Genomic DNA, 24,487 nt, shown 5'->3' with positions numbered 1-24,487 from the left:
TGTTTGAAACTAATGTGTTCTTGGGGGGCGCGCCACGCGTAATGCCAGGCGTGCCAGTTCTTCCCAGGGGTCGTCGAGGCGGCCGGGCACCGGCAAGCCCTTGATCAGGCGGTCGATGTCGTGCGCGTGTTGCACCGCGGCGGGCCATGCCGTTGCAGGTAAACGGCCCAGGGTTTGGCGGATCAGGTTTTCGCGTGGGCCGAAAATACGGTAGTCGCGCATGAGCCCCTGCAAATTATGCCCTTGCGTTTGCGCTTGTGCCAGTCGAGCCAGCACGCGGACCTCTTCGCCAATGGCCCATAATACCAGCGGAAGGGCTTCGCCTTCGGCCTTCAGGCCGGCCAGTATGGTTAATGTACGAGCCGGATCACCGGCCAGCATCGCGTCGCGCAAACCGAATAGGTCGTAGCGCGCCACGTTAAGCACGGCTTGCTCCACGTCGTGAGCTTGTAGTGGGCCCTCGGGGTACAGCAAGCCCAGCTTCATGATTTCTTGGTGGGCGGCCAGCAGGTTGCCTTCGACGCGATCTGCAATCCAGGCCAAGGTGTTGGGGTCGGCGCTTTGTTTTTGGGCGGCCAGGCGCTGGCCGATCCAGTTTGGCAAGGCTTGGCGCGATACATTAGGCAGATCAACCACGGTGGCGGCCTGCCATAGGGCCCCTGCCCATTTGCTGTTGCGGGTTGTTTTGTCGAGCCTGGGCAAGGTAACGACGGTGACGGTGTCGTCGCTGCCGTTTGCGGCATCGGTGGCCAGTGCTTGCAGCGCGTCTGCACCCGGTTTGCCCGGTTTGCCTGACGGAATCCTTACCTCGATAAGACGTCGGTCGCCAAAGAGCGAAATATTTCGTGCCGCGCCAGAGAGCTCCGTCCAGTCGCTGCGGGCATCCATAACCAGGCTGGTACGTTCGGTGTAACCCGCCTGGCGTGCCGCTGCACGAACGCCGTCACCGGCCTCGGTTAGCAGCAGCGGCTCGTCTCCGGTAATAACGTACAGCGGGTCGAAGCGCGCGCCTGGTCGCGACAACTGATCAAGCAGGCGTGCGGCATCGATGGTTTTGCCCATGATTCTGCGCTTAGTAAAACGCCCCGGATGGACTCAGGTTGGGCATCCGCAAGATAGACGGTGTGGCACCGTCAGACCCCATTTGTGGTCGTTCGGGCACTTTGGTGGCGCTTTCGTCGACCGGCAGGTCTTCGGGGTTTTCGAAGGCCGCGCGAACTTCGGGCGCAGTCATGCGCCGCACAATACGGTCGACCAGACTTTGCTGCATTTCGATATACAGTGAGCCGATTTCGCCCTGTTTAGCTTGCAAGGCCCCCGAGTCGTAAGGAATTTCGCGGGTGGCGATCAGCGTGGTCGGTGGCAAAATCACGTGCCCTTTATTGTCGGTCAGCTGAAAGACAAATTCAATGCGCAGTTCGTACTCTTCAACCTGCCCCTGCACGCTGATAGACACTTCTTCGAGCGTTTGGGTGTTGGAGAGTTCGGTCAGGCGCGCCTGCGCCTGGGTGACGTCGTTGGTGAAGCGGGTTTCAGGTGACGAGGCGATGATGGAGCGCCGTAACTGCGCGCCAAACGCCGAGTTTTCGGCAATATTGGTGTAAAGCGTATTGAAGGGCAACGGTGTTTGCCCTTTAAGACGAAAACCGCAGGCTGTGAGCAATGCCACCAGCCCCACGCAGGCCAGCAGGCGCAAACCGGTTGAAAAGCGGCCTGACAGGCCTGATTGAGTATGGTGGCTTTGCATGAGCAGGGTCATCCAACAATATTGACGAGTTTACCGGGTACCACAATGATGCGTTTTACCGGCCGGCCTTCGAGGAACTTGCCAACGGCCTCGTGTGAGCCGGCCTGGGCTTCGATGTCGGCTTTTGAAGCACCGTTGGGTACCTTCAGGCTGCCGCGCAGCTTGCCATTGACCTGCAGCATCAGTTCGATTTCGTCGGCTACCAGTGCAGCCTCATCGACTTCGGGCCAAGGGGCGTCGAGCAAGTCGCCGTACGTTTTGCTGTAGCCCAGGTCTTCCCAGAGCTTCCAGGTAATGTGCGGCACAACGGGGTAGAGCACGCGCAACAAGACGCCGAGCGTGTCTGCAATGGCCTGTTGGGCCACCAACGTATCGGGCAGCTGGGCTGACTCGAGCGTGTTGAGCATTTTCATGCATGCCGACACTACCGTGTTGTACTGGATGCGCTGGTAGTCGTAGTCGGCTTGCTTGAGCAGCCCGTATATCTCGCGGCGCAGGGTTTTGCTGGCCTCGTCGGCGTCTTTCCATACAGGGGTGGTGCCCAGGGCCGCGCTAACGGCTGTTTGATGAGCGTTGGCGTAGTTCCATAGGCGGCGCAAGAAACGATGGGCGCCGTCGACACCGGTGTCAGACCATTCGAGGGTTTGCTCGGGCGGGCTGGCAAACATGACGAACAGACGGGCCGTATCGGCGCCCATGGTGTCAATAAGAGACTGCGGGTCGACACCGTTATTTTTGGACTTGGACATGGTGCCGATTCCGCCGTACTCTACCGGCGAACCATCGGATTTCAGGGTGGCGCCAGTGATGACGCCTTTGGCGTCGTACTGGTTCTCGACCTCTTCGGGCCAGAAGTACTCGATGCCGCCTTGGGCGTTTTTACGCGAATAGATATGGTTCAGCACCATGCCCTGGCACAACAGCCGGGTGAAGGGCTCGTCGAACTTGACCAGACCCAGGTCGCGCATGACGCGTGTCCAGAAGCGGGCATACAGCAAGTGCAGCACGGCGTGCTCGATGCCACCAATGTATTGATCCATTGGCATCCAGTAGTCGTTGCGCTGGTCGACCATGGCCAGGTCGTTGCCGGGCGAGGTATAGCGCATGAAATACCAGGATGAGTCGACGAAGGTGTCCATGGTGTCGGTTTCGCGACGAGCGTCGGCCCCGCATTTGGGGCATTTGCAGGCCAGGAAGGCTTCGTTTTTTGCCAAGGGGTTGCCTGTGCCATCGGGAATGAGGTCTTCGGGCAATACGACGGGCAGGTCTTTTTCAGGAACAGGTACCGGGCCGCAGCTGGCGCAGTGGATGATAGGGATGGGCGTACCCCAATAGCGCTGGCGTGAAATACCCCAGTCGCGCAGGCGCCAGGTGGTTTGTTTCTCGCCCAGGCCTTTGGCGGCCAAGTCGGCGGCTACGGCGTCAACGGCAGCCGTATAGGGCAGGCCGTTATATTTGCCGGAGTTGGTGGTGGCGCCTTGTTGCTTGTCGCCATACCATTCTTGCCAGGTATCGGTCGAATAGCTTTTACCGTCGACCGCGATGACGTCGAGAATGGGCAGGTTGTATTTTTTAGCGAAAGCAAAGTCGCGTTCGTCGTGGGCGGGAACCCCCATGACGGCGCCGTCACCGTAGCTCATGAGCACGTAATTGCCTACCCAAACCTCAACAGGCTCGCCTGTCAGCGGATGAGTGACGGTCAGCCCGGTAGGCATCCCTTCTTTTTCGCGGGTGGCCAGTTCGGCTTCGGTGGTGCCGCCCAGTTTGCAGGCCTCGATGAAATCGGCCAGCGCCGGGTTGCCCCGGGCCGCGTGAGTGGCCAGCGGGTGCTCGGGGGCAACAGCACAGAAAGTGACGCCCATGATGGTGTCGGCGCGTGTGGTAAAGACGTACATGCGGCCGTCTTGAATGAGGCTGCCGTTGGCGTCTTTGATGTCGTGCGTGAAAGCGAAGCGTACGCCTTCGCTTTTGCCGATCCAGTTTTCCTGCATCAGGCGTACGCGTTCGGGCCATCCGGGCAGGCCGTTCTTGACCTGGTCGAGTAGTTCGTCGGCGTAGTCGGTAATGCGCAGGTAGTATCCGGGGATCTCGCGTTTTTCGATGGGGGCGCCTGAGCGCCAGCCGCGGCCGTCAATGACTTGCTCGTTGGCCAGTACGGTTTGGTCGACCGGGTCCCAGTTGACGACTTGGGTCTTGCGATACGCAATACCTTTTTCGAGCATTTTCAGGAAGAGCCACTGGTTCCATTTGTAGTAGCTCGGGTCGCAGGCACACATTTCGCGCGACCAGTCGATCGCCAGCCCCATCGCCTTCATTTGCTTTTTCATGTAGGCGATGTTGTCGTATGTCCATTTTGCTGGCGGCACTTTGGACTTCATGGCGGCGTTCTCGGCCGGCATGCCAAAGGCGTCCCAGCCCATTGGCATCAGGACGTTATAGCCCCGCATGCGCAACTGACGCGCCATCATGTCATTGATGGTGTAGTTGCGAACGTGACCCATGTGCAGCTTTCCGCTGGGGTAAGGCAGCATCGAGCAGGCGTAAAACTTGGGTTTGGCCGAGCCGTCGGGCAAGGTGGCGTCTTCGGTCACCAAATAGGCGTCGCGTGACTGCCAGTTGTGTTGGGCGGCGGTTTCGACTTCGTTGGGGCTGTAGCGTTCCTGCATGATGTCGTGTTCTTTTAGAAGGTAAATGCAAACCATACATTATAGGACGCCCGAGCAGGGCGTGTCGTGCAGGCGTCGGCCAGGGGGCGGACATAAAAAAACCCCGCCGTAGCAGGGTTTTTTTATTTCAAAGCAACCAATTACTTCAGTTTGGTTTCTTTGTAGTCAACGTGCTTGCGAGCGACGGGATCAAATTTCTTGATCAGCATCTTTTCGGGCATGTTGCGCTTGTTTTTGGTGGTCGTGTAGAAATGACCCGTGCCAGCGGTGGACTCGAGTTTGATTTTCTCGCGGATACCTTTTGCCATGATGAGCTCCTTGTAGCGCTAGCGTTATTGATTAAGCGACTTCGCCGCGAGCACGCAGATCGGCCAGAACGGATTCGATGCCGTTTTTGTCAATTGTGCGCAGGGCGTTTGTGCTGACACGCAGGCGAACCCAACGGTTTTCGCTTTCGACCCAGAAACGGCGCGATTGCAGGTTCGGTAAGAAGCGACGCTTGGTTTTATTGTTTGCGTGCGAAACATTGTTGCCCACCATTGGGCCTTTGCCGGTAACTTGGCATACGCGTGCCATAATGTGTGCCCCTTAAGACTGTATTCTGCGGTATTCGGTTATGGTAATCAGCAATAAATTACCCGGTAAGCCAGCTATTCTAATACGAAAAGCATAATTGAATCAAGCTTTCGTCAATGCAATGCGTCCGAAAAGCCACGATAACACGGCGCACACTGCTAACAAGCCTGTCATGGGCAGGGCAGTTTCAGACTGCCAGGCGCTGACGGCAAGGCCGGCCAGTGTACCGCAAAGCATTTGCAGTGTCCCCATCAGAGCCGAGGCGACCCCAAGGCGACGGCCTTGCTTGTTAAGGGCCATGGCGGCCGAATTGGGCAAAATAAACCCTTGTCCGGCCATGAAACCGACCAGGCAGATCATGAACAGTGTCAGGTTCAGGATGCCTGTCAGGGTTAGGGCGACGCCGATTAACGAGATAACCACGATGGCCCTTTGGGCAAACCGCAACAGTTTGTCGGGCGAGTGTCGATTAAGCAGGCGCGCACTGAGCTGCGACATTGTGATCAATGCCGCAGCGTTGATGCCGAACAAAACGCCGAAAGAGTCGGGGCCGACTTTGTAAACGTCCATGAGGACGCGAGGGGCGCCGGAGATATACGTGAACAGGCCTGCGGTACCAAAGCTGCCGGCCAGTGCGTAGAAAATAAAGTGGCGATCGCCTAGCAACCCCCAGTAATTTCGCCCGATGGTTTTGACATTGAGCGGAATTCTTTTTTCGGGAACCAGTGACTCGCGCATGTGGCGCCAAGAGGCGAACAGCAATACCAGGCCGCTGATGGCCATAAGGCCGAAGATGCCTCGCCAGCCTACAAAAGGAAGGATTTGCCCGCCAATAAGAGGGCCGAGAATAGGCGTAACGCCCATGATCAAGATGAGCAGCGATAGGGCTTTTGAGGCTTCGCGCGTGTCCATCTGGTCGCGGATGACTGCGCGGGGGATGACCATCCCGGCGGCGCCGCCAAAGGCTTGAACCACACGCCAGGCTGTCAGGTGCTCGATGTCGCTGGTAAGCGCACAGGTAATCGACGCTATCGTAAACAGCACCAGCCCGAAAATCAGCGGGGGGCGTCGACCGAAGCGGTCGGCCAATGGGCCATAAGCCAGTTGCGCCAGCGACAGCCCGAACAAGTAACTGGCCAGAGTGCGCTCAACGTTGCCTTGCGACGTAGCCAAACCTTCGGCAATAAACGGAAATGACGGCAGGTAGAGATCGATGGCCAATGGGCCAAGCGCCGACAGCGCGCCCATGAGCAACAGCCAGCCGGGTATAGAAGAAGTTTTGGGAGTGGACATGCAACTGCGTAGAAATGGCCCGACGGGTCGGAAGCGACAGTGTATCGGATTATTGCTATGGTAATGCAAATGGCATTTAATTAGCATGGCCGCCTGTAAAAGGTCGATTCGCTTCAATTTGCATCTTTTGATGATAAATTGGCGGACAAATAAAAATGTGTCATCGGCATCACGACACCACGAGAGATGTTCAAGAAGTTTTTAAACATAGGGAGTGAAGTGTGAGTTCGGTATTGTCCACAGTAGAAAAAAAACTGGCGGCGCTGCCAGTGTCGGTGCAAATGCAGTTGCCCGACGGGGGGAAGATTGGTGACGCCAACGCCCGGTTACGGATGAAAGTCAATGACCGCGCCACGCTGGTCAACTTTGCAACCGGGCAGGCGGGCAATCTGGGCGAAGACTATGTCGAGGGGCGTTTTGAGGTCGAGGGCTCGATGCGCGACCTGATGAACGTTGCCGCTGCCATCTTGAACGAATCACCGATTGATGCTGCACGGGGTAACTGGCTCACTGGCCTGGCCCGGCATCTCGTGTCCATTTACCGGCACTCCACCGCGCGGGATGCCCGCCAGATTCAGTTTCACTACGATTTATCCGACGAGTTCTACGGGCTTTGGCTAGACCCGCGCCGGGTTTATTCTTGTGCTTACTACCGCACACCCGACATGACGCTTGCTCAGGCGCAAGAGGCCAAGCTCGATCACATTTGCCGGAAACTGCGCTTGAAGAGTGGCGAGCGTTTTATAGACATTGGCGCGGGGTGGGGCGGGCTCCTGCTCTGGGCTGCCGAAAACTACGGTGTCGACGCTACCGGCATTACGCTGTCTAAAAACCAGCATGCCCACGTTAATCGCTTGATCGACGAAAAGGGGTTGCGCGGGCGCGTACGTATGGAGCTGCTCGATTACCGTCATCTTGACGAATCGGTAGCCTACGACAAAATCGCGTCTGTGGGTATGTTCGAACACGTGGGGCGGGCCCAGCTTGAAGGGTATTTTTCGAAGTTGCGCCGCTTGCTTAAACCCGGTGGCCTGATCATGAATCATGCCATTACTGCCGGCGGTGTTTACAACGCCGAGGTGGGGGCCGGCATGGGGCAGTTCATCGAAAAGTATATTTTCCCGGGGGGGGAGCTCACGCATATCAGTAACGAACTGGCCAAGGCGGCTATGGCCGGTCTTGAAGATGCCGACGTCGAAAACTTGCGTCCTCATTATGCGCGCACCTTATGGGCCTGGAGCGATTCGCTTGAGTCTCAGCTTGAAGCGGCCCGCGCCACACTGAAACCCGGTTTGCAGGGCGACAAATCGTTGCGTGCCTATCGTATCTATCTGGCAGGTTGTGCGCTGGGGTTCGAGCAAGGTTGGATCGCGCTGCATCAGGTGTTGTTTCAGCACAAGGCGACTGGCCGGCAAGACGAGCTCGACAACCCGGCCGACCTTACCTTTCCGTGGCGTCGCGACTACATTTATAAATAGGCTGATTTTTCGCGCTGGTACTGGGCCTGGGTGCGCCAGTACCAGAAGCGAAGCAGCAAGGCCGACATACCCAGGCCGAGCCCGGCCATGAGCCACAGCGTGGCCGCACCGGTCGGTGCGCCAGGCATTAGCGTGTCAATGACCGGCTGCAATGTGCCGGCCGCAGGTCCAAAGCCCAACACCCAGCCCCCCACCAGGCCAACCCCGGTTAAGGCAAATATCTGCATAATCAAAGGGATAACCGCTACCTTGTATGCCCGCAGCAGGTACGTGTTGATGCATTGCATGGCGTCGCACAAATGGAAAAAAGGCAAAATTTGCAGCAGCAGTGCGGCCAGCGCGCCTACCTGGGCATCGCTGGTGTACAGGGCAATGATTTGCGGCTTGAATACAAGCAGCAGTGTCGCTGTCAGGGCTGCGCCGGCTAGCGCCAACAAAAAGCCCGCCTGCCCAGTGAGTTTGGCCCGCGCCGGGTCCTCGGCGCCAATGGCCTGCGCCGTCAACGATGCCGAGGCGATGCCGATGGCCATGGGCATCATGTAGCAAAGCGCTGCCAGGTTGGCCATGATCTGGTGGCTGCCGGTAACGAACATGCCTTCGCGGGCCACCATAAGGGCCATAAAGGTAAAGGCGCACACTTCAATCAGGTACGAGCCACCCATGGGCAGGCCCAGTCGAAGCAGTTCTTTTTGGGTGGGCCAGTCGATTCTCCCGAGCCGCAACTGGAACTGTTTGAAAAATGAGTCGTGTTTGAGCACCCATAAACCCATACCCAGCATCAACCAGCTAACCACTGCGGTAGCTAGCCCCGCGCCGGCCGCGCCCATGGCGGGAACGCCGAACTGCCCGAAAATAAAAATCCAGTTGAAGAGCACTTTGAATGGGATGCTGACCAGATTGATGGCCATGACGACCTTCGGGCGCGATACTGCGGTGCCCAGGCAGTAAATAGTGCGGAAAACCAGCGCGGCCGGCATGGCCACAATAAGTGCCAGCAGGTAGTTGCTGATTTTGCTCATGACCACCGGGTCAATGTCCCCCGAGAACATAAGCCATACATTGGGAAATAACAATGTCACGGCGCCGGCAGCCGACAGCCCCAGTGCCAGCCATACGCCTTGACCCCAGGCCTTGCCGGCGCTTTCAAGGCGCCGGGCGCCATAATGCTGACCAATAATGGGGATAAGCGCATGCACAACGCCCATCAGGCCAACAAACACTGTCAGGTATATCGACACCGACAGCGCCATGGCTTGCAGGTCGGCGGCGCTGCTATGGCCGGCCATGGTGGTGTCTGCCACGGCAAAAGCCATGCTGGCCCAGGCGCTGACCAGCACTGGCCAGGCTTGGCGCACGGTTTCTTTAAAATAGTGTCCCAGCGTTCGGGGTGGGACGACGCGGGTGTTCATTGCGGCAAAATACGCAAGAGCAGGAAGTTTTCTTTACGCTCGGCTGGGCGTTTTCCTTGCCAGATCAGTTGTGTAGACTGACCGGGCAGGGGGGGGTAACCCTCTTCGAGTGCTTGAGGGCTGGTTTGTACTAGGACTACTCGGCACTCGCCAGACGGACTAAATTTGAGCCCATTGAACGCGTAAAACGCGGCGCGCTGGCCCAAGCCCAGGGCGAGCGGGCGTATGCATTCGTTGGGGCCCACTTGCAAATTGATGGCTTGCGCCAGTTCGGCCGATACGCTTCTGTAGCTGCGAACGAAGTCGAGGGCTGGCATCCAGAGGGTGACTAGCAGCAGCCAGGTGGTGACAATACCGCCGGCTGAAAGTACTGTGCCTCGCCACAGCGCGGCCGGTCGGTGTTTCAGGCGCCAGCGTACCAGTGCCACCCAGGCCAGTGTGCCCGCCACGGCAACGAATAGTGCCGGAATAGAAATGTGGGCTTCGTAACCTTGGGTTTGCCGTGCAATATTATTGGAAATTTGCTCGGGCCAGCCAGCGTGCAGCGCCACCCAGCCTAGCCAGACGGTTGCTGCGGACAGCGAAAAGCACATGACCGCAAACCAGTCGAGCGAGTTGACTGCCCCCCGGCGCAGGGTGGGCAGGGCAAACGCCGCCAAAACGGCAAACGGTACGGCCATCAGGCTGTATTCGGGCTCGAAGGGGTCGGCCAGAAACATAAGCGTCAGCAGTGGCCAGAGGGCGAACATCAGTGGAAACCAGATGTGCGGGGACTTAAGCCAGGATCGCCATTGCCAGACGGCCATGATTGCAAAGGGCCAAGTCGGCCAGAGAAACCAGGGTAGGTCGCGGAAAATATCTAGCAGCTGCGTGGGCCTGGGCAGGCTGAGCGACTCGGTATGCCAAAGCCACCAGTGCTCGACCCAGTAGGGGCCAAAATGACGGGCTGGCATCCACCAGAGCAGGGCAATACCAATAGCTAGCGCAAATGAAATGACCAGCCAGCGCAGTTGGCTGCGCAGCGCTGATTGTGGCGCGAAAGCGCACAAAACAGCCAGCGCAATGGGCAGTGCGCCAATAAACCCACGCGTAAGAAACGCGCCGGCCAGCGCCAGACCCAAGGTAACAGCGCCCGACATGGGGCGGTCTAGCATGCGCACGACCGAATAAAAGGCCAGCGCTTGAAACGCAACGATGGCCGGCACTTCGGAGGTTTCGTGCATGCGCCACATAATGCCTGCCGTAGCCAGAATAAGCAGTAGCGCGGCATCGGCAATCATGCGCCCGTAGGCTTTGACGGTAGGTTCGCCGCCAAAAGGCAGCGGTAGCGGCTGGGGCTCGGGTCGCCGCCCCAGCAAGTAGGTGGCATACCACACAGAGCCCGTCATGAGCCCGAACCACAGTAAATTGGGTAGGCGCGAACTGGCAAAGACTGCGTCGAGCGGCGTGGTGAATAGGGCAAATAGCGGGCTGAATACCCAGATAAAAAAGGCGCCTGTCCACATTGTTAACGGCCCGTCTTGTGCGTGGGCCAGGTTGCCCACTTGGGGCAGCCAAGCAGCCAGGCCGGGCTCGTTAAGGGCCGACATCATGGTGGCCAGGCCGACGACGTCATCGGTTTTCCAGGGGTCGCGGAAATACAGCCCCGCAAAAATGTAGACGAGGCACAAGACCAGCAGATACAGGCGGGGTAGCTTCGCAGTTGCCGGCGCGGTCAGGCGCGCGGGCGTGGAGCGATTTTCAGGGGCGGCCACGAGTTGGAAAAGGGTACGGGTAAAGGTGCAATCTTAAATTAAAAAGGCAGCCTTGAGGCTGCCTTCAGGGGCTGCGCAAAAAACGCAGCCTGACCAGTGCAAATAAGGGGCTTATGCGCCTTTTTTGACGGTGCCGGCGGTGCGGGCAAAACGGGCACGGAACTTCTCAACGCGACCTGTTTCGACGATGCGGGTTTGAGCGCCGGTGTAGAAGGGGTGCGATTCGGAAGTGACTTCACACTTGAACAGCGGGTAGGTTTTGCCGTCGAGTTCGATGGTTTCGCGGGTGTGCAGTGTAGAGCGCGAAACGAACTTGTTGCCGGTTTGCTGGTCGAGGAAAACGACTTCGCGGTATTCGGGGTGAATGCCTTCTTTCATGATAAGTTCCTGTAGGTAAAATTTTGGGTCGCCGGCTTGGCGCGCACCGCACCGGGTAATGTGTGTGGTGCAAAAGCGCAGGCTACGTATCCTGGGTAACCCCTAATATTAACACGCCGATAATTTTTCTAAAAGCTTGTTGTGTAGTTGCCATTGTGCGGTGCTACAGTTGCCCGCGCTCTGCCAATGAGACGGCCCCCGACCCGGTCACGACCAGGTGGTCAAGTAGCCTGATGTCTACCATAGCCAGCGCCTGTTTCAGGTGACGGGTCAGGTTCAGGTCGGACTGACTCGGCTCGGCCACTCCGGACGGATGGTTGTGCGCCAAAATAACCGCGGCTGCATGATGTTGTAATGCCGCCTTGACCAGTTCACGCGGGTATACAGACGCCTGGCTAAGCGTACCCTTGGACACTTCTTCACTGGTGATCAGGCGAAACTGGCTGTCCAGGTAAAGGGCAATGCAATGCTCTACCTTGTGGTGGCCAATGGTGGCGATGCAATAGGTGCGCACCCGTTGGGGTTGATCAAGCGCAACGCCGTGCGTCAACTCTTCGGTTAGCGCCCGTCGCGCAAGCTCGCTAACGGCAAGCAGCTCGCATGTTTTGGCTTGCCCAAGTCCGGGCGCACGCATCAGGTCAGCTGCATCTGCCGAAAGCAGGTTGCGCAAGCCCTTGAAGGCTTGCAGCAAATCGTGCCCCAGCATGACCGCGTTACGGCCTTTGGTACCGGTTCTTAATATGATGGCCAGCAGCTCTGCCGAGGTAAGCGTATGAGCCCCGTGCGTCAATAATCGTTCGCGGGGGCGTTCGTCGTTTTGCGGGTTGCTGTGAAGCGTCATGAGAAGCTCTAAAATAGGGGTCGGTAATGACCTCTACGGTGACAGATTTTGACTTCCTCTACAGATCCAGTGAATGCTTTTGTCCGTCCGGACTCCTACCTGACTTTGCACTATCGCATTACTTTGGTAACGGGCCCTGCGGCCGGTTCAGTCTTTGTCGATACGTTTTCTCAAAAACCTGCCACGCTGCAGCTGGGCATGGGGCAATGGGCGCCCACCATGGAGGCTGCGCTTGTCGGTCGCGAAGAAGGCACCGAGTTCGTGCTCGAGCTGCCAGCCGCACAAGCTTATGGTGACCGTAACCCCGAACTGATCCAGCGCGTCAGCCGCAATATGCTCGAGGCGCACTCCGAGCCGGGCGTGCAATACGAACCCGGCGATATCGTTGAGTTTGCAGCCCCTAATGGCGGCCGGTATTCGGGTATCTGTAAACAATGGGACGGCGATTCAGCCATTTTCGATTTCAACCACCCGCTGGCTGGGGCCGATTTGCGCATCGACGTCAAGCTTTTGGGGGTGTTGTAATGCAAGCCGAATATCCGGATTTATCCGCTACCGAAGTCGTTTTGGCGCAACCCAGGGGGTTTTGCGCTGGGGTTGATCGCGCCATCGAAATCGTCGAGCGTGCCCTTGAAATTTACGGCGCGCCTATTTATGTGCGCCACGAAATCGTGCACAACCGCTATGTGGTTAACGATTTGCGTGAAAAGGGCGCTGTTTTTATTGACGAACTCGACGATGCGCCAGCTGGCGCAATCGTGGTGTTTTCTGCGCACGGGGTTTCTAAAGCCGTACGTCGGCAAGCCGACGATCTTGGTCTGAAGATATTCGACGCGACGTGCCCGCTGGTTACCAAGGTGCACGTAGAAGTGTCCAAAATGCGTGGGGCGGGCCGTGAAATCATCATGATCGGTCATAAGGGCCACCCAGAAGTCGAGGGCACGTTGGGCCAGGTGCCCGACGGCATGTACCTGGTTGAAACCCCTGAAGACGTTGAGTCATTGCAGGTTAAAAACCCCGATAACCTCGCATTTGTTACGCAAACAACGTTGTCAGTCGACGATGCTGAAAAGGTCGCCAACGCTTTGCGAGTCCGCTTCCCCTCTATTGTCGAGCCTAAAAAAAGCGATATTTGCTATGCCACGCAAAATCGCCAAGATGCGGTCAAGTTCATGGCACCGCAGTGCGACGTGGTCCTGGTAGTGGGCAGTGTCAACAGCTCGAACTCCAACCGTTTGCGCGAAGTGGCCGAGCGTAAGGGCGCCAAGGCCTATCTTATCGACGATCCCGGTATGATTCAGCCCGAGTGGGTCGCTGGTGCGCGTCGCGTAGGGCTGACTGCCGGCGCGTCGGCACCCGAGGTGCTCGTAGAAAACGTTATTCAGCGGCTCAAGTCGCTGGGCGTTGTCTCGGTGCGTACCTTACCCGGGGCCGAAGAAAACATTGCATTTCCCTTGCCTAAAGGCTTGTCCGGAAAATCTGATCAGGAATAAAAATGAAAAAAAGCGTGAAGTTGGTGGTGTTGGTGGTGGTGTTGGCGGTTGCCTATGGTGCCTCCAGTTGGTATGTGGGCCAGCGTGCCCAAGACGTCATCGAAAATGCCGTGCAAACCGGTAATCAAAACCTTGGGCGTATTTTCGGTGCCGAAGCCAGTACGCAGCCCATACAACTGTCCGTCAGTCGTTACGACCGCGGCTTGTTCTCGTCCAATATTATTTACTCGTTGAAAATCGTCGGGCCAGGTGGCGTAGTCACCGAGTATTTGCTTGGCGATCGTCTCGATCATGGCCCATTCCCGCTGTCGGCCTTGCGTCAGGGCCAATTTGCCCCGATGCTGGCGCTAAGCCATGCCAGTCTGGTGCCCAATACGGCGACTCAAGCCTGGTTCGATAGCCTGAAGGGGGCGAATCCGGTCGACATCACGACTCGGGTGGGGTTCTCGGGTGCGGGGTCCACACAGGTCTCGTTTGCACCGGTCGAACACACGACGCCTGAAGATTTGCAGGTGTCGTTTGCCGGCGGCGACATGACCATCGAATTCAGCAGTGGGCTCGATTCGGCCACAACCCGGGGCGTGTTTCCAAAGCTGCAAATTACCAACACAACAAGCGACGAATCCGTGCTTGTCGACAATATGGTTTTCGACAAAACATACCAGTTTGCGGCAGCCGATCGTAATCATGTCACCCAGTTCAAACTCAACGTGCAGCGCTTTGGCCTGCTTGCCGAAAAGCAAGAGGTGCTTGGCCTGTCCGACGTGTCGGTATCGGGTAACAGCAGCGATCAAAACAATAGTTTCGATGGTGCTGCCCGTTACGACATCGGCAGTGTGGCGTTTTCGGGCAAGAACCTGGGTAAGTTTGCAGCCGGGTTTCAGGTTAACCGGCTCGACCTTCAGGCATTGGGTGCTTTAACCCGGCAATACGATGAGCTCCTGGCCGAGCAGGGGTTGTCAGAAGACGACATTCCGCAACTCGATCACGACGACTTGCTGCGTCTGCGTGAGCACCTCTTCGAGGCGTTAAAGTCCAAGCCTTCGCTGGGTATCGACCCTGTTGTTCTGGATAACGGTGATGGTCAAAGTCAAATTTCGGTCAAGGCCGATTTCGTCCGGCCCGACATCGTCTATCTCGACGCACCCACCGAAGACGTCCTTCTGCAAGCCATCGGCGCGCTCGATCTTTCGTTCTCGCTTAATAAATCAATGATGGCCAAGACCTACAGTCAGTTGGCCGAAGACGAACCCTCTGAGGCTCAGGCCAACGCGCGTGCACGCATGCTCTTTGATGCGTACGCCGGGCGTCTGCAGCGTGCCGGCCTGGCCGCTTACACCGACGGTGTATTGTCTTCAAATATCCGCTACCAAGATCAGCAGGTTGTGGTCAATGGCCAGACCTTGTCGGTGGCCGAATTCTTGCAGCGTGGTTCGTTGTTGCTGCTGCAGTAATGTGTTGCGATGGGCCGGCGCTGTCCGGCCCTTGATTTGTATCAATCCGGGCGCCGTTTTTTGCAGGCGCCCGTCGCATTTTGCATGTACGATCTCAAACAGAAATTCTAGTCTGGGGATCCTCATGTTTTTTCATAACAATACCGTCCTGATTATTTTTATTGTGGGCGTGCTCTTGCTGATCATCGGCGTAGGTTTTCGTGATCGCAACCCCGGCATGGTGCTGTTGGGCATTGGCTTAATGGCCACGCTATATGCGGTTGTTCAAAAGGCTATCGAACTCTTTTCATCCTGAACCGCGACCCAGGCAACGTCGTTGCCACCGGAGGGAGAATGCCTGTTTTACCCCCCGAAAGTCAAACCCCGCTGTGGCATACCTTAAGTGCCGACGAAGCTCGCGAGCGGGTTCAAACCAGCCCCGAAGGCCTCTCTGAAGACGAGGCGGCCAAAAGACTTGCCCAGTACGGGCCCAACCGGCTGGCGCCCCCGCGCAAGCGCGGGCCCATCAAACGGTTTCTGGCGCAGTTCCACAACATATTGCTTTACATCATGTTGGCGGCAGCCGTGGTTACCGCCTTGTTCGACCACTTCATTGACACCGGCGTGTTGTTGGCTGCGGTGCTTATCAACGCGGTTATTGGCTTCATCCAGGAAGGTAAAGCCGAATCCGCACTCGACGCCATCCGAAACATGTTGTCGCCGCACGCCACCGTGGTGCGCGCGGGGCGGCGTTACGAAATAGACGCAAGCCTGCTGGTACCCGGCGACATCATTGTGCTGAATCCGGGTGACAAGGTGCCCGCCGACGTCAGGCTCATGTCCGTCAAAACGCTGCGCATCGAAGAGGCCGCACTGACGGGCGAATCGTTACCTGTCGAGAAAGACATACACCCGGTTGGCCCGGACGAAGCCCTGGGCGACCGCACCGGGATGGCCTTTGCGGGAACGCTGGCGGTCAACGGGCAGGCCACGGGTGTTGTTGTGGCGACGGGGGCGCATACCGAGCTGGGCAAAATCAATCAGATGCTGGCGTCGATACGGCAGGTCAGTACGCCAATGATGCGCCAGATCAATCATTTTTCTTATGTGCTGGCGCTGGTCATTATGATCATTGCCGCCCTGACGTTTGCTTACGGCGTGTGGGTGCGCGGCGAGCCTGTTATCGACATGTTCATGATGGTGGTTGCGCTGGTCGCATCGGCCATTCCCGAAGGGTTGCCCGCCATCATGACGGTTACATTAGCGCTTGGTGTTCAGCGTATGGCGCGTCAAAAGGCAATTGTTCGTCGTTTGCCAGCGGTCGAAACTCTGGGGTCGGTTACTGTGATTTGCAGTGATAAAACAGGCACGCTGACGCGCAACGAAATGACGGTTCAGCGGGTGGTGTGTTCCGACGAGGCCGTTGACGTCAGTGGCGTCGGTTATGAGCCCGACGGCAAATTCAGTGTCGACGGGCAAGAGGTCGATCCCGAACTGCATCCCGTGCTCGCGGCGGCCTTGCGGGTCGGTACGCTGTGCAACGACGGCGGCTTGTTCTTCGAGGGTGACCGTTGGCAGGTTGAAGGTGACCCGACCGAGGGCGCGTTACTGGTTCTCGGGCGCAAGGCGGGTCGGACCGAGACCGAGCGGCATGCCGATTGGCCACGGGTCGATTCTATTCCTTTCGAGTCCGAAAACCGGTACATGGCGACACAGCATCGCGACGCGCAGGGCCTGTCGTGGGTGTTTGTCAAAGGGGCGCCCGAACGCATTATTGATATGTGCAGCTTCGAGCTAACGGCGGATGGGCCGCGTCGTATTCAGGTCGATTACTGGCGTCGCATGGCCAACGATACGGCTGCCAGGGGCTTGCGTTTGCTTGCATTGGCGCAAAAGCAGACCGAGCCTGCAGGCGCTTGCCTTGCCCCCGAGGACGTCGTCGAAGGCTATGTAATGCTGGCTTTGGTCGGCATTATCGATTTGCCCCGAGACGAGGCGATTCGTGCCGTGGCCGACTGTCATGGGGCGGGTATTCGCGTCAAGATGATTACTGGTGACCACGCTGACACGGCCAAGGCGATTGGCGCGCAGCTGAATATCGGCCCGGGTAAGCCGGCGCTGACAGGGGCAGAAATTGCGCTGCTCGACGATGCCGCATTGGCGCGGGTGGTTGCCGATATCGACGTGTTCGCCCGGGCAAGCCCTGAGCATAAATTGCGTCTGGTTCATGCGCTGCAGCAGCAAGGTCATGTGGTCGCCATGACCGGCGATGGCGTTAACGACGCGCCCGCGCTTAAACGGGCCGATGTCGGTGTGGCCATGGGGCTTAAGGGCACAGAGGCCGCCAAAGATGCGTCTGATATGGTGCTGGCCGACGACAACTTCGCTACCATTGCGGCGGCGGTGCGCGAAGGCCGTGCGGTGTACGACAACGTCAAAAAATTCATTTTGTTCATGTTGCCCACCAACGGTGGTGAGGCTTTGATCGTGATTGCGGCATTGCTTTTAGGTTTGGCCTTGCCGCTGACGCCTGCGCAAGTGCTCTGGATCAACATGGCGACCGTTAGCACGCTGGGCTTGGCGCTTGCCTTCGAGAAACCCGAGTCGGGCATCATGCAGCGCGATCCACGTCCGCCAACCGAGCGCATTTTGTCTGGCTTTTTCGCTTGGCGGGTTGTGTTTGTATCGGTACTTATGGGCGGCGGTGCCTTGGGTTTGTTCGTTTGGGAAATTGCGCAAGGCACCGACCTGGCGGTTGCCCGGACCTTGGCGGTGAATGCTGTGGTGTTCAGCGAAATGTTCTACTTATTGAACAGCCGCCATATTTACGATTCGGTGCTGAATCGCGAGGGTATCCTCGGAAGTCGGCATTGTCTTGTGGCTATTTTGGTTTGTATTGGCTTGCAGTTGGCGTTCACGTATGTGCCGCTCATGCAGACTATTTTTGTCTCGGCGGGTTTGTCTTTCACCGACTGGCTGAAAGTTGTGGGTATCGGTCTGAGTGTCTTTTTTGTCGCCGAAGCCGAAAAGATGATTTCAAGAATTATTTTTTCCAGGGCGCGATAACCGCAGGGTTAGCAAGGGTACACTCGGGGCTGTGTCGCGCTGCGTCCGAACCTGACGTTTTGTTACAAGAACGAACTCATGCCCGAGAACAACTCATTGCCTTTGGCAAGCCCAGGTGTCAGCCCCGAAAAAATACACATTTTTGTGGTGTGCCTGGCCTTGATGGCCGTATTTTTGCTAGATCTGATCACCCCGTTGGGCTTGGCCATTGGCGCTTTGTATGCGCCAGTGGTGCTCTACACCATTCTTGTACGTCGGCCTCAATTTACATTGTGTGTTGCCGTCGTCGCGGTAGTCGCCATTGGTATAGGTTTTGTTGCATCTCCGCCCGCGCCGCTGACCTTTCCAATTTTGCATGTTTGGCTCAATCGCATTATTTCAGTCATTGCTGTAGGGGTTACCGGGTGGCTGGTTATTTACCGGGTAAATGCTTATGCGCAGCTAGAGGCCGTCAATAACCGTTTGCGCGCGGTTAGCCGCGAGCTCACCGAGCAGCAACAGCTACTCAAGGCCGCTTCTGCGGTGGGCGGTCTGGGCGGGTGGGCTATCGATCTAATTTCCGGTCGGGTCACATGGTCTGAAGACGTTGCGCGTATTCACGGGGCCGAGCCCGGGTACACTCCCAGCTCCATCGATGCCAGTTTCGGCTTTTATGTCGAAGAAGATCGGGCTTACGTTCAGGCTGTGTTTCATCGAGCGCGGGTCGACGGCAAACCCGTCGAGATCGACGCCCAGATCAACACGCTTGACGGGCGGCGGGTGTGGGTGCGCGCGGTGGGTAAACCCATAGTCGATGAAACGGGTAGGGTTGTACGGATTGAAGGCGCCATGCAAGATGTCACCGCCCGAAAGTTGGCCGATCAGGCCGTGCTTGTTAGCTTGCAGCGGTTCCAGCAGTTGGCCGAATCCATGCCTATTACGGTTTGGACAGCGACTGTCGATGGCGAGATCGACTATGTCACGCCCTTATTTTTCGAGTATGCCGGCATCTCTGGGCGTACTTTGAATGTTGAACAGTGGATGAACTGTATACATTCGGCCGACAAGGCCAGAGTACTCGAAGCCTGGTCCTATGCGGTAAATACCGGCGAAAAATATGAAATAGAAATGCGTCTACGGCGCAATGACGGCGTTTATCGTTGGCATTTGGTGCGTGCCTTGCGGGTCAACGAGTCGGCTGAATCGCGTAGCAAGTGGTATGGGTCAATTACCGATGTACATGATCAGAAAGAGACGCTCGATCAAGCCTCACAACTGGCTGGACGTCTGACCGCCACACTCGAGAGCATCACCGATGCGTTCTTTACCCTAGATGCCCAATGGAATTTCACGTACTTGAATTCTCAGGCAGAGCGTTTGCTGAAACGTTCTCGCGAAGACTTGATAGGCAAGTGCGTATGGGCGGAATTCCCTGCCGCAGTTGGTACAACCTTTGAAATTGAATATCGTCGCGCCATGGTCGAGCAATGTCCTGTGGTGTTTGAACAGTTTTATGCGCCGCTCGATTTATGGTTTGACGTGCATGCGTATCCCTCGCCCGAAGGGCTTGCTGTTTACTTCCAGGACCTGACTGAGCGTCGTGCCGCCCAAGCGCAAGTCAGGCTGCTCGAACTGGCGATCTCCCGCTTGAACGATGTTGTGATCATTACCGAAGCAGAGCCCATTGAGGCGCCGGGCCCTCGAGTAGTCTTCGTCAACGATGCTTTTATCAGGCGTACGGGTTATAGCCGCGAAGAGATCATTGGCCAGAGCCCGCGTCTGCTGCAAGGGCCGGGCACATCGCGGGCCGAGCTCGACCGTATTAAAAAAGCAATCAAGCAATGGCAGCCTGTCAGGGCCGAGCTACTCAATTACACCAAGGCCGGCGACGAGTTCTGGATCGAAATCGATATTGTGCCGCTGGCCGACGATACGGGTTGGTATACCCATTGGGTAGCGGTCGAACGCGATATCACCTCGCGCAAGGTGCTTGAAGACCGCTTACGTCATCTGCAGCGTATGGATGCTGTGGGGCAACTTACCGGCGGCGTAGCGCACGACTTCAACAATTTGCTTACGGTGATGCTGGGCAATGCCGAGCTTTTAAGCGAACAGCTTGAAGATCAGCCCGATTTGCTCGAACCCGCTAAATTGATTGTTCAGGCGGGTCTGCAGGGCGCGCAGCTGACCCAGCGTTTATTGGCTTTTGCTCGGCAACAGCCCCTCGAGCCCAAGTCTCTTGATGTCAATCACATTATCGGTGGGCTAAAGCCTATGCTGGCGCGCACCTTAGGCGAACACATCGACCTTGAGTTTGTCTCGGGTGCTGGCTTATGGCCGGCGCTGGTCGACCCGTCGCAGCTCGAAGACACTTTGCTGAACCTGGCCCTTAACGCCCGAGACGCCATGCCCGATGGCGGACGGCTGACGATCGAGACCGGTAATATATGGTTTAGCGACGAGTATGTGCGCAACTATGCCGACCTGAAGCCTGGCCAGTATGTCATGATTGCTGTGTCTGACACTGGGGTAGGTATTGCCGAGCACCACCGCGACCGCATTTTCGAGCCGTTCTTTACCACCAAGCCCAAGGGCAAAGGCACAGGACTGGGACTGCCCATGATCTATGGTTTTCTAAAGCAGTCGGGCGGGCATATATCGGTTTATTCTGAACCGGGGCAAGGCACGACCGTCAAGGTATACCTGCCCAAGGCTGGGGCTGCTGTTTCCGAAAACATCCCAGCAGACGACGCCGTCGACGTGTCGGGCGGTAACGAAACTATTTTGCTCGTCGAAGACGAGCCTTTGGTTCGTGAGTACGCGGGTAGTCAGCTTGCGGCGTTAGGCTATAAGGTCTTGCCTGCCGCCAATGGCAGTGAGGCCCTGCGTATCATTCGGTCGGGGCAGTCTATCGATTTGCTGTTTACCGACGTGGTCATGCCGGGTGGCATCAGCGGCAAGCAACTGGCCGACCAGGTGGCCACGGTTAATCCGGGGATTAAGGTATTGTTTACGTCCGGCTATACCGAAAATGCCATTTTGCATCACGGCCGTCTCGACCCGGGGGTAGTACTTTTGAACAAGCCTTATCGTCGCTCGCAACTGGCAATCAAAGTTCGTCAGGCACTGCAACAACATAGTTCGGAGGCCCATTCATGAGCTCGTCCCCCAGTCGTTTACTGATTCTCGATGACGACCCCTCGGTTGGGCAAACCATAGAACTCATTGCGAAGGCCGCTGGTCTCGAGACCCGCTTTACGTCGTCGCCCGATACTTTTTTTCGGCTGGTCGACGAATGGCAACCTGACCATCTGGCGATTGATCTGGTTATGCCCGATATGGACGGTGTCGAGGTGTTGGCGAGACTGGCCAAACGTTCGTGTCCGGCTCGTATCATTGTGACCAGCGGCGTCGATCATCGTGTGCTTGATGCTGCCGGTCGTTCGGCCACCGAGCGAGGGCTGAATATTGTGGGCGTCTTGCCCAAGCCCTTCATGCCGTCGGCGCTTCGGCGAATGTTTGCCACACCTTCGGTCAGTGGCGTTTTGCCCGAAACGTCCGCATCACGGCAACCCGGGCAGGCCATGGCAGCGGTGGGCAACTATCTGATCCAGCCGCATGATATTCAAGCCGGGCTCGATGGCAACCAGTTCTTTCCGGTGTATCAGCCGAAAATTTCTTGTTTCAGTGGCCAGTTAGTCGGTTTCGAAGCGCTTATGCGTTGGCGGCACCCGCAGTTGGGTATGGTGCCGCCCGACAAATTCATCGGGTGCGCCGAAAACTCCGGCCTCGTCGACGCCCTGACACAGCGCATGTTCGATCTCTCGCTTGAGTGGTTCGCGCAGCACTACGGCAGCACGTCAGTGCGTTTGGCCATTAATATTTCTGCCCGGTCACGCCTGGATGACGTTTTCGTCGAAGACATTATTGGCCGTTGCCGAAAATGCGGGTTGGCGCCCGGCCAACTTATTTTCGAGCTGACCGAAACCAGCGCCATGGAAGATCCAGTGGCCTCCCTTGACCTGCTCACGCGCATGCGCATGAAAGGTATTCATTTGTCGATCGACGACCTGGGGACCGGGTTTTCTTCGTTGCTTCAGTTGGTCAGGCTGCCGTTTTCCGAGCTTAAAGTCGACAAGTCGTTTGTGATTACCGCCTCGCAGTCTTCTGAATCCAGACAGGTCGTTCAGGCCATTGTGGGTTTGGGGCAGAGCCTGGGTATTCAATCTACCGCCGAGGGCGTCGAAGACCGCGAAACCTTACAGTTCTTGCGTGACATTGGCTGTAATTTTGCGCAGGGCTTTCATATTGCCCGCCCCATGCCGGCCGACGAGGCCGCGCGCTGGTCGCATTTCAGTTTCGATTAGCCGTCACGCCATAAATTTGTTGTAAGGCGCAAGCCAAATATTTGCCTGCCCCTTGTTTGTTTGGCAGGTGCTTTTTGTTGGGGCTGCCCAGAGTAAAATTTCGCTCGTTAATCTCATGCTTGTTGTTAACGTCTAGGCAGCTTATCTTGGTTCAACCCTCTGCACCGACTTCCACCGAAGACCTCGAGGCGCGGCTCGCGCACGCCTCTGCACTGGTTAAACGTTTGCATTTGCAGTACGAGGTTGCGGGCATTTTGGCCGAGGCGCAGTCTGTCGACGACGCAATGCATGATGTGTTGACCACGCTGGGGCGCACCAAAGGTTGGGACCTCACCCAGGCCTGGTTGTTCGATGATGACCACGTCCAGCATTTTTATTGGTTCGACCCCGATGTCGATGTGGCGGCTTATCTTGAGGCTAGTCGGCGGCTTGACTTTGCCCAAGGGGGACATGCGCCTGCCCAGGCGCTCGAAGCTGGCGATGTCGTGTGGATTCCCGAGCTTAAACAGTTGCCCAATGCTACGCGGCAAGCGTCCGCAGCGGCAAACAATATCTGCAACGTGCTGGTTTTTGTACTTCGGCACGGTCAGTGCGTGTATGGGGTTATCGAGCTGGCCAGTACGCAGTGCGACCCCCCGGAAGAGGGGATGCGCCTGCTGTTTCGCTTGTTGGGACGAGATATCGGGCGTTTCCTTGAGGCCATGAAATACGAGGCTGAGCTTGAGAAGAAAAATGCACGTCTGGCGCAAGCGCAGCGCATCGCCCGCATGGGCCACTGGGAGTGGCGTCCCCTGACCGGCCAATTGCATATTAATAATGGCACGTTGCGCGCGTTGGGTTTTGATCCAGAGCAGCATAATCCGCTCCCGACGCTTGACGCCTATTTTGCGCGGCTCTCTGACGCCGATCGCGACCGGCTCAGCGCTCAGCTTGTCGAGGTGCAAGACTTTCAGCGCACCGAGGTCGAGGCCGAACACGTGTTCAATGGTCCCGACGGTAATCCCCGAATGGTGGTCTTAAGGGCCGAAGCGCAAACCGATCGTCACGGTCGCTTGAATCGTGTGGTGGGCATGGTGCAAGACGTCACCGAGCGTAGGCGCGCCGAGGCGCAATTGCGGTTGATTGCCAAAGCGGTCGAGCAGGCTGCTGAAGCGATGGTCATTCTGGATGCGTCGGGTACGATCATATCGGTTAACCCGGCGTTTACGCGTATTACCGGCTATGCGGGCGCCGAAGCTGCCGGCCGACTTATGGACGAACTCTTGCACCGCCCGACGGGCCGCCACGACGATGCTTTTTTCCGTCGCGTCGTCGGGTTTTTGCTGGCTGATGGCCATTGGGAGGGCGAAGTCTGGGCACTTCGCAAAAACGGAGAGGTCTTTCCCGAGCTGCTCAGCATCAGCGTTATCCGCGACGACAACGACAGCGTGGTCAACTACGTGGGCGTGTTCAATGATATTACTGACCAAAAAGAGCAAGAAGACCGGCTTAAACAGCTGGCGCTTTACGACAGTTTGACCGGCTTGCCCAACCGCACATTGTTGCGCGAACACCTTGAACAGGCGATGACGCGTTCGGCGCGCCAGCAACGGAAAATCGCGGTTTTGTTCTGCGACCTTGATCGTTTCAAACCCGTTAATGATACTTTCGGCCACGAGGTAGGCGACCAGTTGCTGAAGCAGGTGGCCGACCGACTGCGTTCCGCCGTGCGGGCGTCCGACCTCGTGTCGCGCCTGGGGGGCGATGAATTTGTCGTCGTGCTTGAAAGCATTGCGTCAGAGGCTGACGCCGGGCAAGTGGCCCATAAAATAGTCGATGCGATCGGAGCCCCGTTTGTTGTCGGCAAACGCGATATTGATATTGGCACTAGCGTTGGCATTGCGTTTTACCCCGATCATGGCGACAAGGCGCGTACCTTGTTGCGCCGAGCCGACCAGGCGCTGTACCAGGCTAAAGAAGCGGGCCGTAACGGTTATCAGGTTTGGGCGCCCTCAACTGCGGGTTAAA

The 24,487-nt window shown here is 57.2% G+C and carries 19 protein-coding genes; 9 read left to right on the top strand and 10 right to left on the bottom strand.

From position 1 onward, the window contains the following. Positions 1 to 9: 9 nt before the first annotated feature. From holA to PuT2_RS00215, 6 genes are all read right to left on the bottom strand, one after another. Entirely contained in the window at positions 10 to 1,062 is a 1,053-nt protein-coding gene (holA, locus tag PuT2_RS00240; RefSeq protein WP_093969032.1) for a DNA polymerase III subunit delta, read from the bottom strand. A 10-nt stretch (positions 1,063 to 1,072) separates the two neighbouring features. Continuing rightward, a complete protein-coding gene (lptE, locus tag PuT2_RS00235) occupies positions 1,073 to 1,747 on the bottom strand; it encodes an LPS assembly lipoprotein LptE (protein WP_093969546.1) in 675 nt (224 codons plus the stop codon). 8 nt (positions 1,748 to 1,755) lie between these two features. Beyond that, positions 1,756 to 4,413, bottom strand: a complete 2,658-nt coding sequence (gene leuS, locus PuT2_RS00230; protein WP_093969545.1) for a leucine--tRNA ligase — start codon at positions 4,411 to 4,413, stop codon at positions 1,756 to 1,758. Positions 4,414 to 4,553: 140 nt separating this feature from the next. Further along, entirely contained in the window at positions 4,554 to 4,721 is a 168-nt protein-coding gene (gene rpmG / locus PuT2_RS00225) for a 50S ribosomal protein L33 (RefSeq protein ID WP_003810296.1), read from the bottom strand. A gap of 31 nt (positions 4,722 to 4,752) precedes the next feature. Beyond that, complete coding sequence (rpmB, locus tag PuT2_RS00220; protein ID WP_093969031.1) at positions 4,753 to 4,989, bottom strand: 50S ribosomal protein L28; 237 nt, start codon at positions 4,987 to 4,989, stop codon at positions 4,753 to 4,755. A gap of 102 nt (positions 4,990 to 5,091) precedes the next feature. Continuing rightward, positions 5,092 to 6,282 (bottom strand): multidrug effflux MFS transporter, encoded by a 1,191-nt coding sequence (locus PuT2_RS00215; RefSeq protein ID WP_233574976.1) that lies wholly within the window; start codon positions 6,280 to 6,282, stop codon positions 5,092 to 5,094. A 221-nt stretch (positions 6,283 to 6,503) separates the two neighbouring features. Between PuT2_RS00215 and PuT2_RS00210 the strand changes: the two genes are divergently transcribed. Then, entirely contained in the window at positions 6,504 to 7,760 is a 1,257-nt protein-coding gene (locus tag PuT2_RS00210; RefSeq protein ID WP_093969029.1) for a class I SAM-dependent methyltransferase, read from the top strand. Here PuT2_RS00210 and PuT2_RS00205 read toward each other — a convergent pair. From PuT2_RS00205 to radC, 4 genes are all read right to left on the bottom strand, one after another. Next, complete coding sequence (locus PuT2_RS00205; protein ID WP_093969028.1) at positions 7,751 to 9,169, bottom strand: MATE family efflux transporter; 1,419 nt, start codon at positions 9,167 to 9,169, stop codon at positions 7,751 to 7,753. The two genes, PuT2_RS00210 and PuT2_RS00205, sit on opposite strands and share 10 nt — an antisense overlap. After that, positions 9,166 to 10,923, bottom strand: a complete 1,758-nt coding sequence (locus PuT2_RS00200; RefSeq protein ID WP_093969027.1) for a glycosyltransferase family 39 protein — start codon at positions 10,921 to 10,923, stop codon at positions 9,166 to 9,168. The genes PuT2_RS00205 and PuT2_RS00200 overlap by 4 nt, the downstream gene beginning before the upstream one ends. 111 nt (positions 10,924 to 11,034) lie before the next feature. Next, on the bottom strand, positions 11,035 to 11,301 hold the full coding sequence (locus PuT2_RS00195; protein WP_093969026.1) for a type B 50S ribosomal protein L31: 267 nt from the start codon (positions 11,299 to 11,301) through the stop codon (positions 11,035 to 11,037). A gap of 163 nt (positions 11,302 to 11,464) precedes the next feature. Beyond that, complete coding sequence (gene radC, locus PuT2_RS00190; RefSeq protein ID WP_093969025.1) at positions 11,465 to 12,142, bottom strand: DNA repair protein RadC; 678 nt, start codon at positions 12,140 to 12,142, stop codon at positions 11,465 to 11,467. A 48-nt stretch (positions 12,143 to 12,190) separates the two neighbouring features. On the opposite strand from radC, the gene PuT2_RS00185 reads away from it, so the two are divergent. The 8 genes from PuT2_RS00185 (at position 12,191) to PuT2_RS00150 (ending at position 24,486) form a co-directional block, all read left to right on the top strand. Continuing rightward, positions 12,191 to 12,667: a peptidylprolyl isomerase gene (locus PuT2_RS00185; RefSeq protein ID WP_093969024.1), complete on the top strand. Its 477-nt coding sequence runs from the start codon at positions 12,191 to 12,193 to the stop codon at positions 12,665 to 12,667. Beyond that, complete coding sequence (ispH, locus tag PuT2_RS00180) at positions 12,667 to 13,635, top strand: 4-hydroxy-3-methylbut-2-enyl diphosphate reductase (protein WP_093969023.1); 969 nt, start codon at positions 12,667 to 12,669, stop codon at positions 13,633 to 13,635. Before PuT2_RS00185 ends, ispH begins: the two co-directional genes overlap by 1 nt. 2 nt (positions 13,636 to 13,637) lie before the next feature. Beyond that, on the top strand, positions 13,638 to 15,089 hold the full coding sequence (locus tag PuT2_RS00175) for a YdgA family protein (protein WP_093969022.1): 1,452 nt from the start codon (positions 13,638 to 13,640) through the stop codon (positions 15,087 to 15,089). Positions 15,090 to 15,213: 124 nt separating this feature from the next. Next, positions 15,214 to 15,384, top strand: coding sequence for a hypothetical protein (locus tag PuT2_RS15885; RefSeq protein ID WP_093969021.1), 171 nt, complete (start codon positions 15,214 to 15,216; stop codon positions 15,382 to 15,384). A gap of 38 nt (positions 15,385 to 15,422) precedes the next feature. After that, a complete protein-coding gene (locus PuT2_RS00165; RefSeq protein WP_093969020.1) occupies positions 15,423 to 18,134 on the top strand; it encodes a cation-transporting P-type ATPase in 2,712 nt (903 codons plus the stop codon). A 78-nt stretch (positions 18,135 to 18,212) separates the two neighbouring features. Further along, positions 18,213 to 21,272: a PAS domain-containing sensor histidine kinase gene (locus tag PuT2_RS00160; RefSeq protein WP_093969019.1), complete on the top strand. Its 3,060-nt coding sequence runs from the start codon at positions 18,213 to 18,215 to the stop codon at positions 21,270 to 21,272. Continuing rightward, positions 21,269 to 22,480, top strand: a complete 1,212-nt coding sequence (locus PuT2_RS00155; RefSeq protein WP_093969018.1) for an EAL domain-containing protein — start codon at positions 21,269 to 21,271, stop codon at positions 22,478 to 22,480. The genes PuT2_RS00160 and PuT2_RS00155 overlap by 4 nt, the downstream gene beginning before the upstream one ends. A gap of 146 nt (positions 22,481 to 22,626) precedes the next feature. Further along, positions 22,627 to 24,486, top strand: coding sequence for a diguanylate cyclase domain-containing protein (locus PuT2_RS00150; protein WP_093969017.1), 1,860 nt, complete (start codon positions 22,627 to 22,629; stop codon positions 24,484 to 24,486). Position 24,487: the final 1 nt, after the last annotated feature.

Origin of the sequence: Pusillimonas sp. T2, from assembly GCF_002236805.1 — a bacterium.
GTDB lineage: Bacteria > Pseudomonadota > Gammaproteobacteria > Burkholderiales > Burkholderiaceae_B > Neopusillimonas.
Note: the sequence above shows the minus strand (reverse complement) of the source record. Positions and strands in the feature narration are given on the sequence as shown.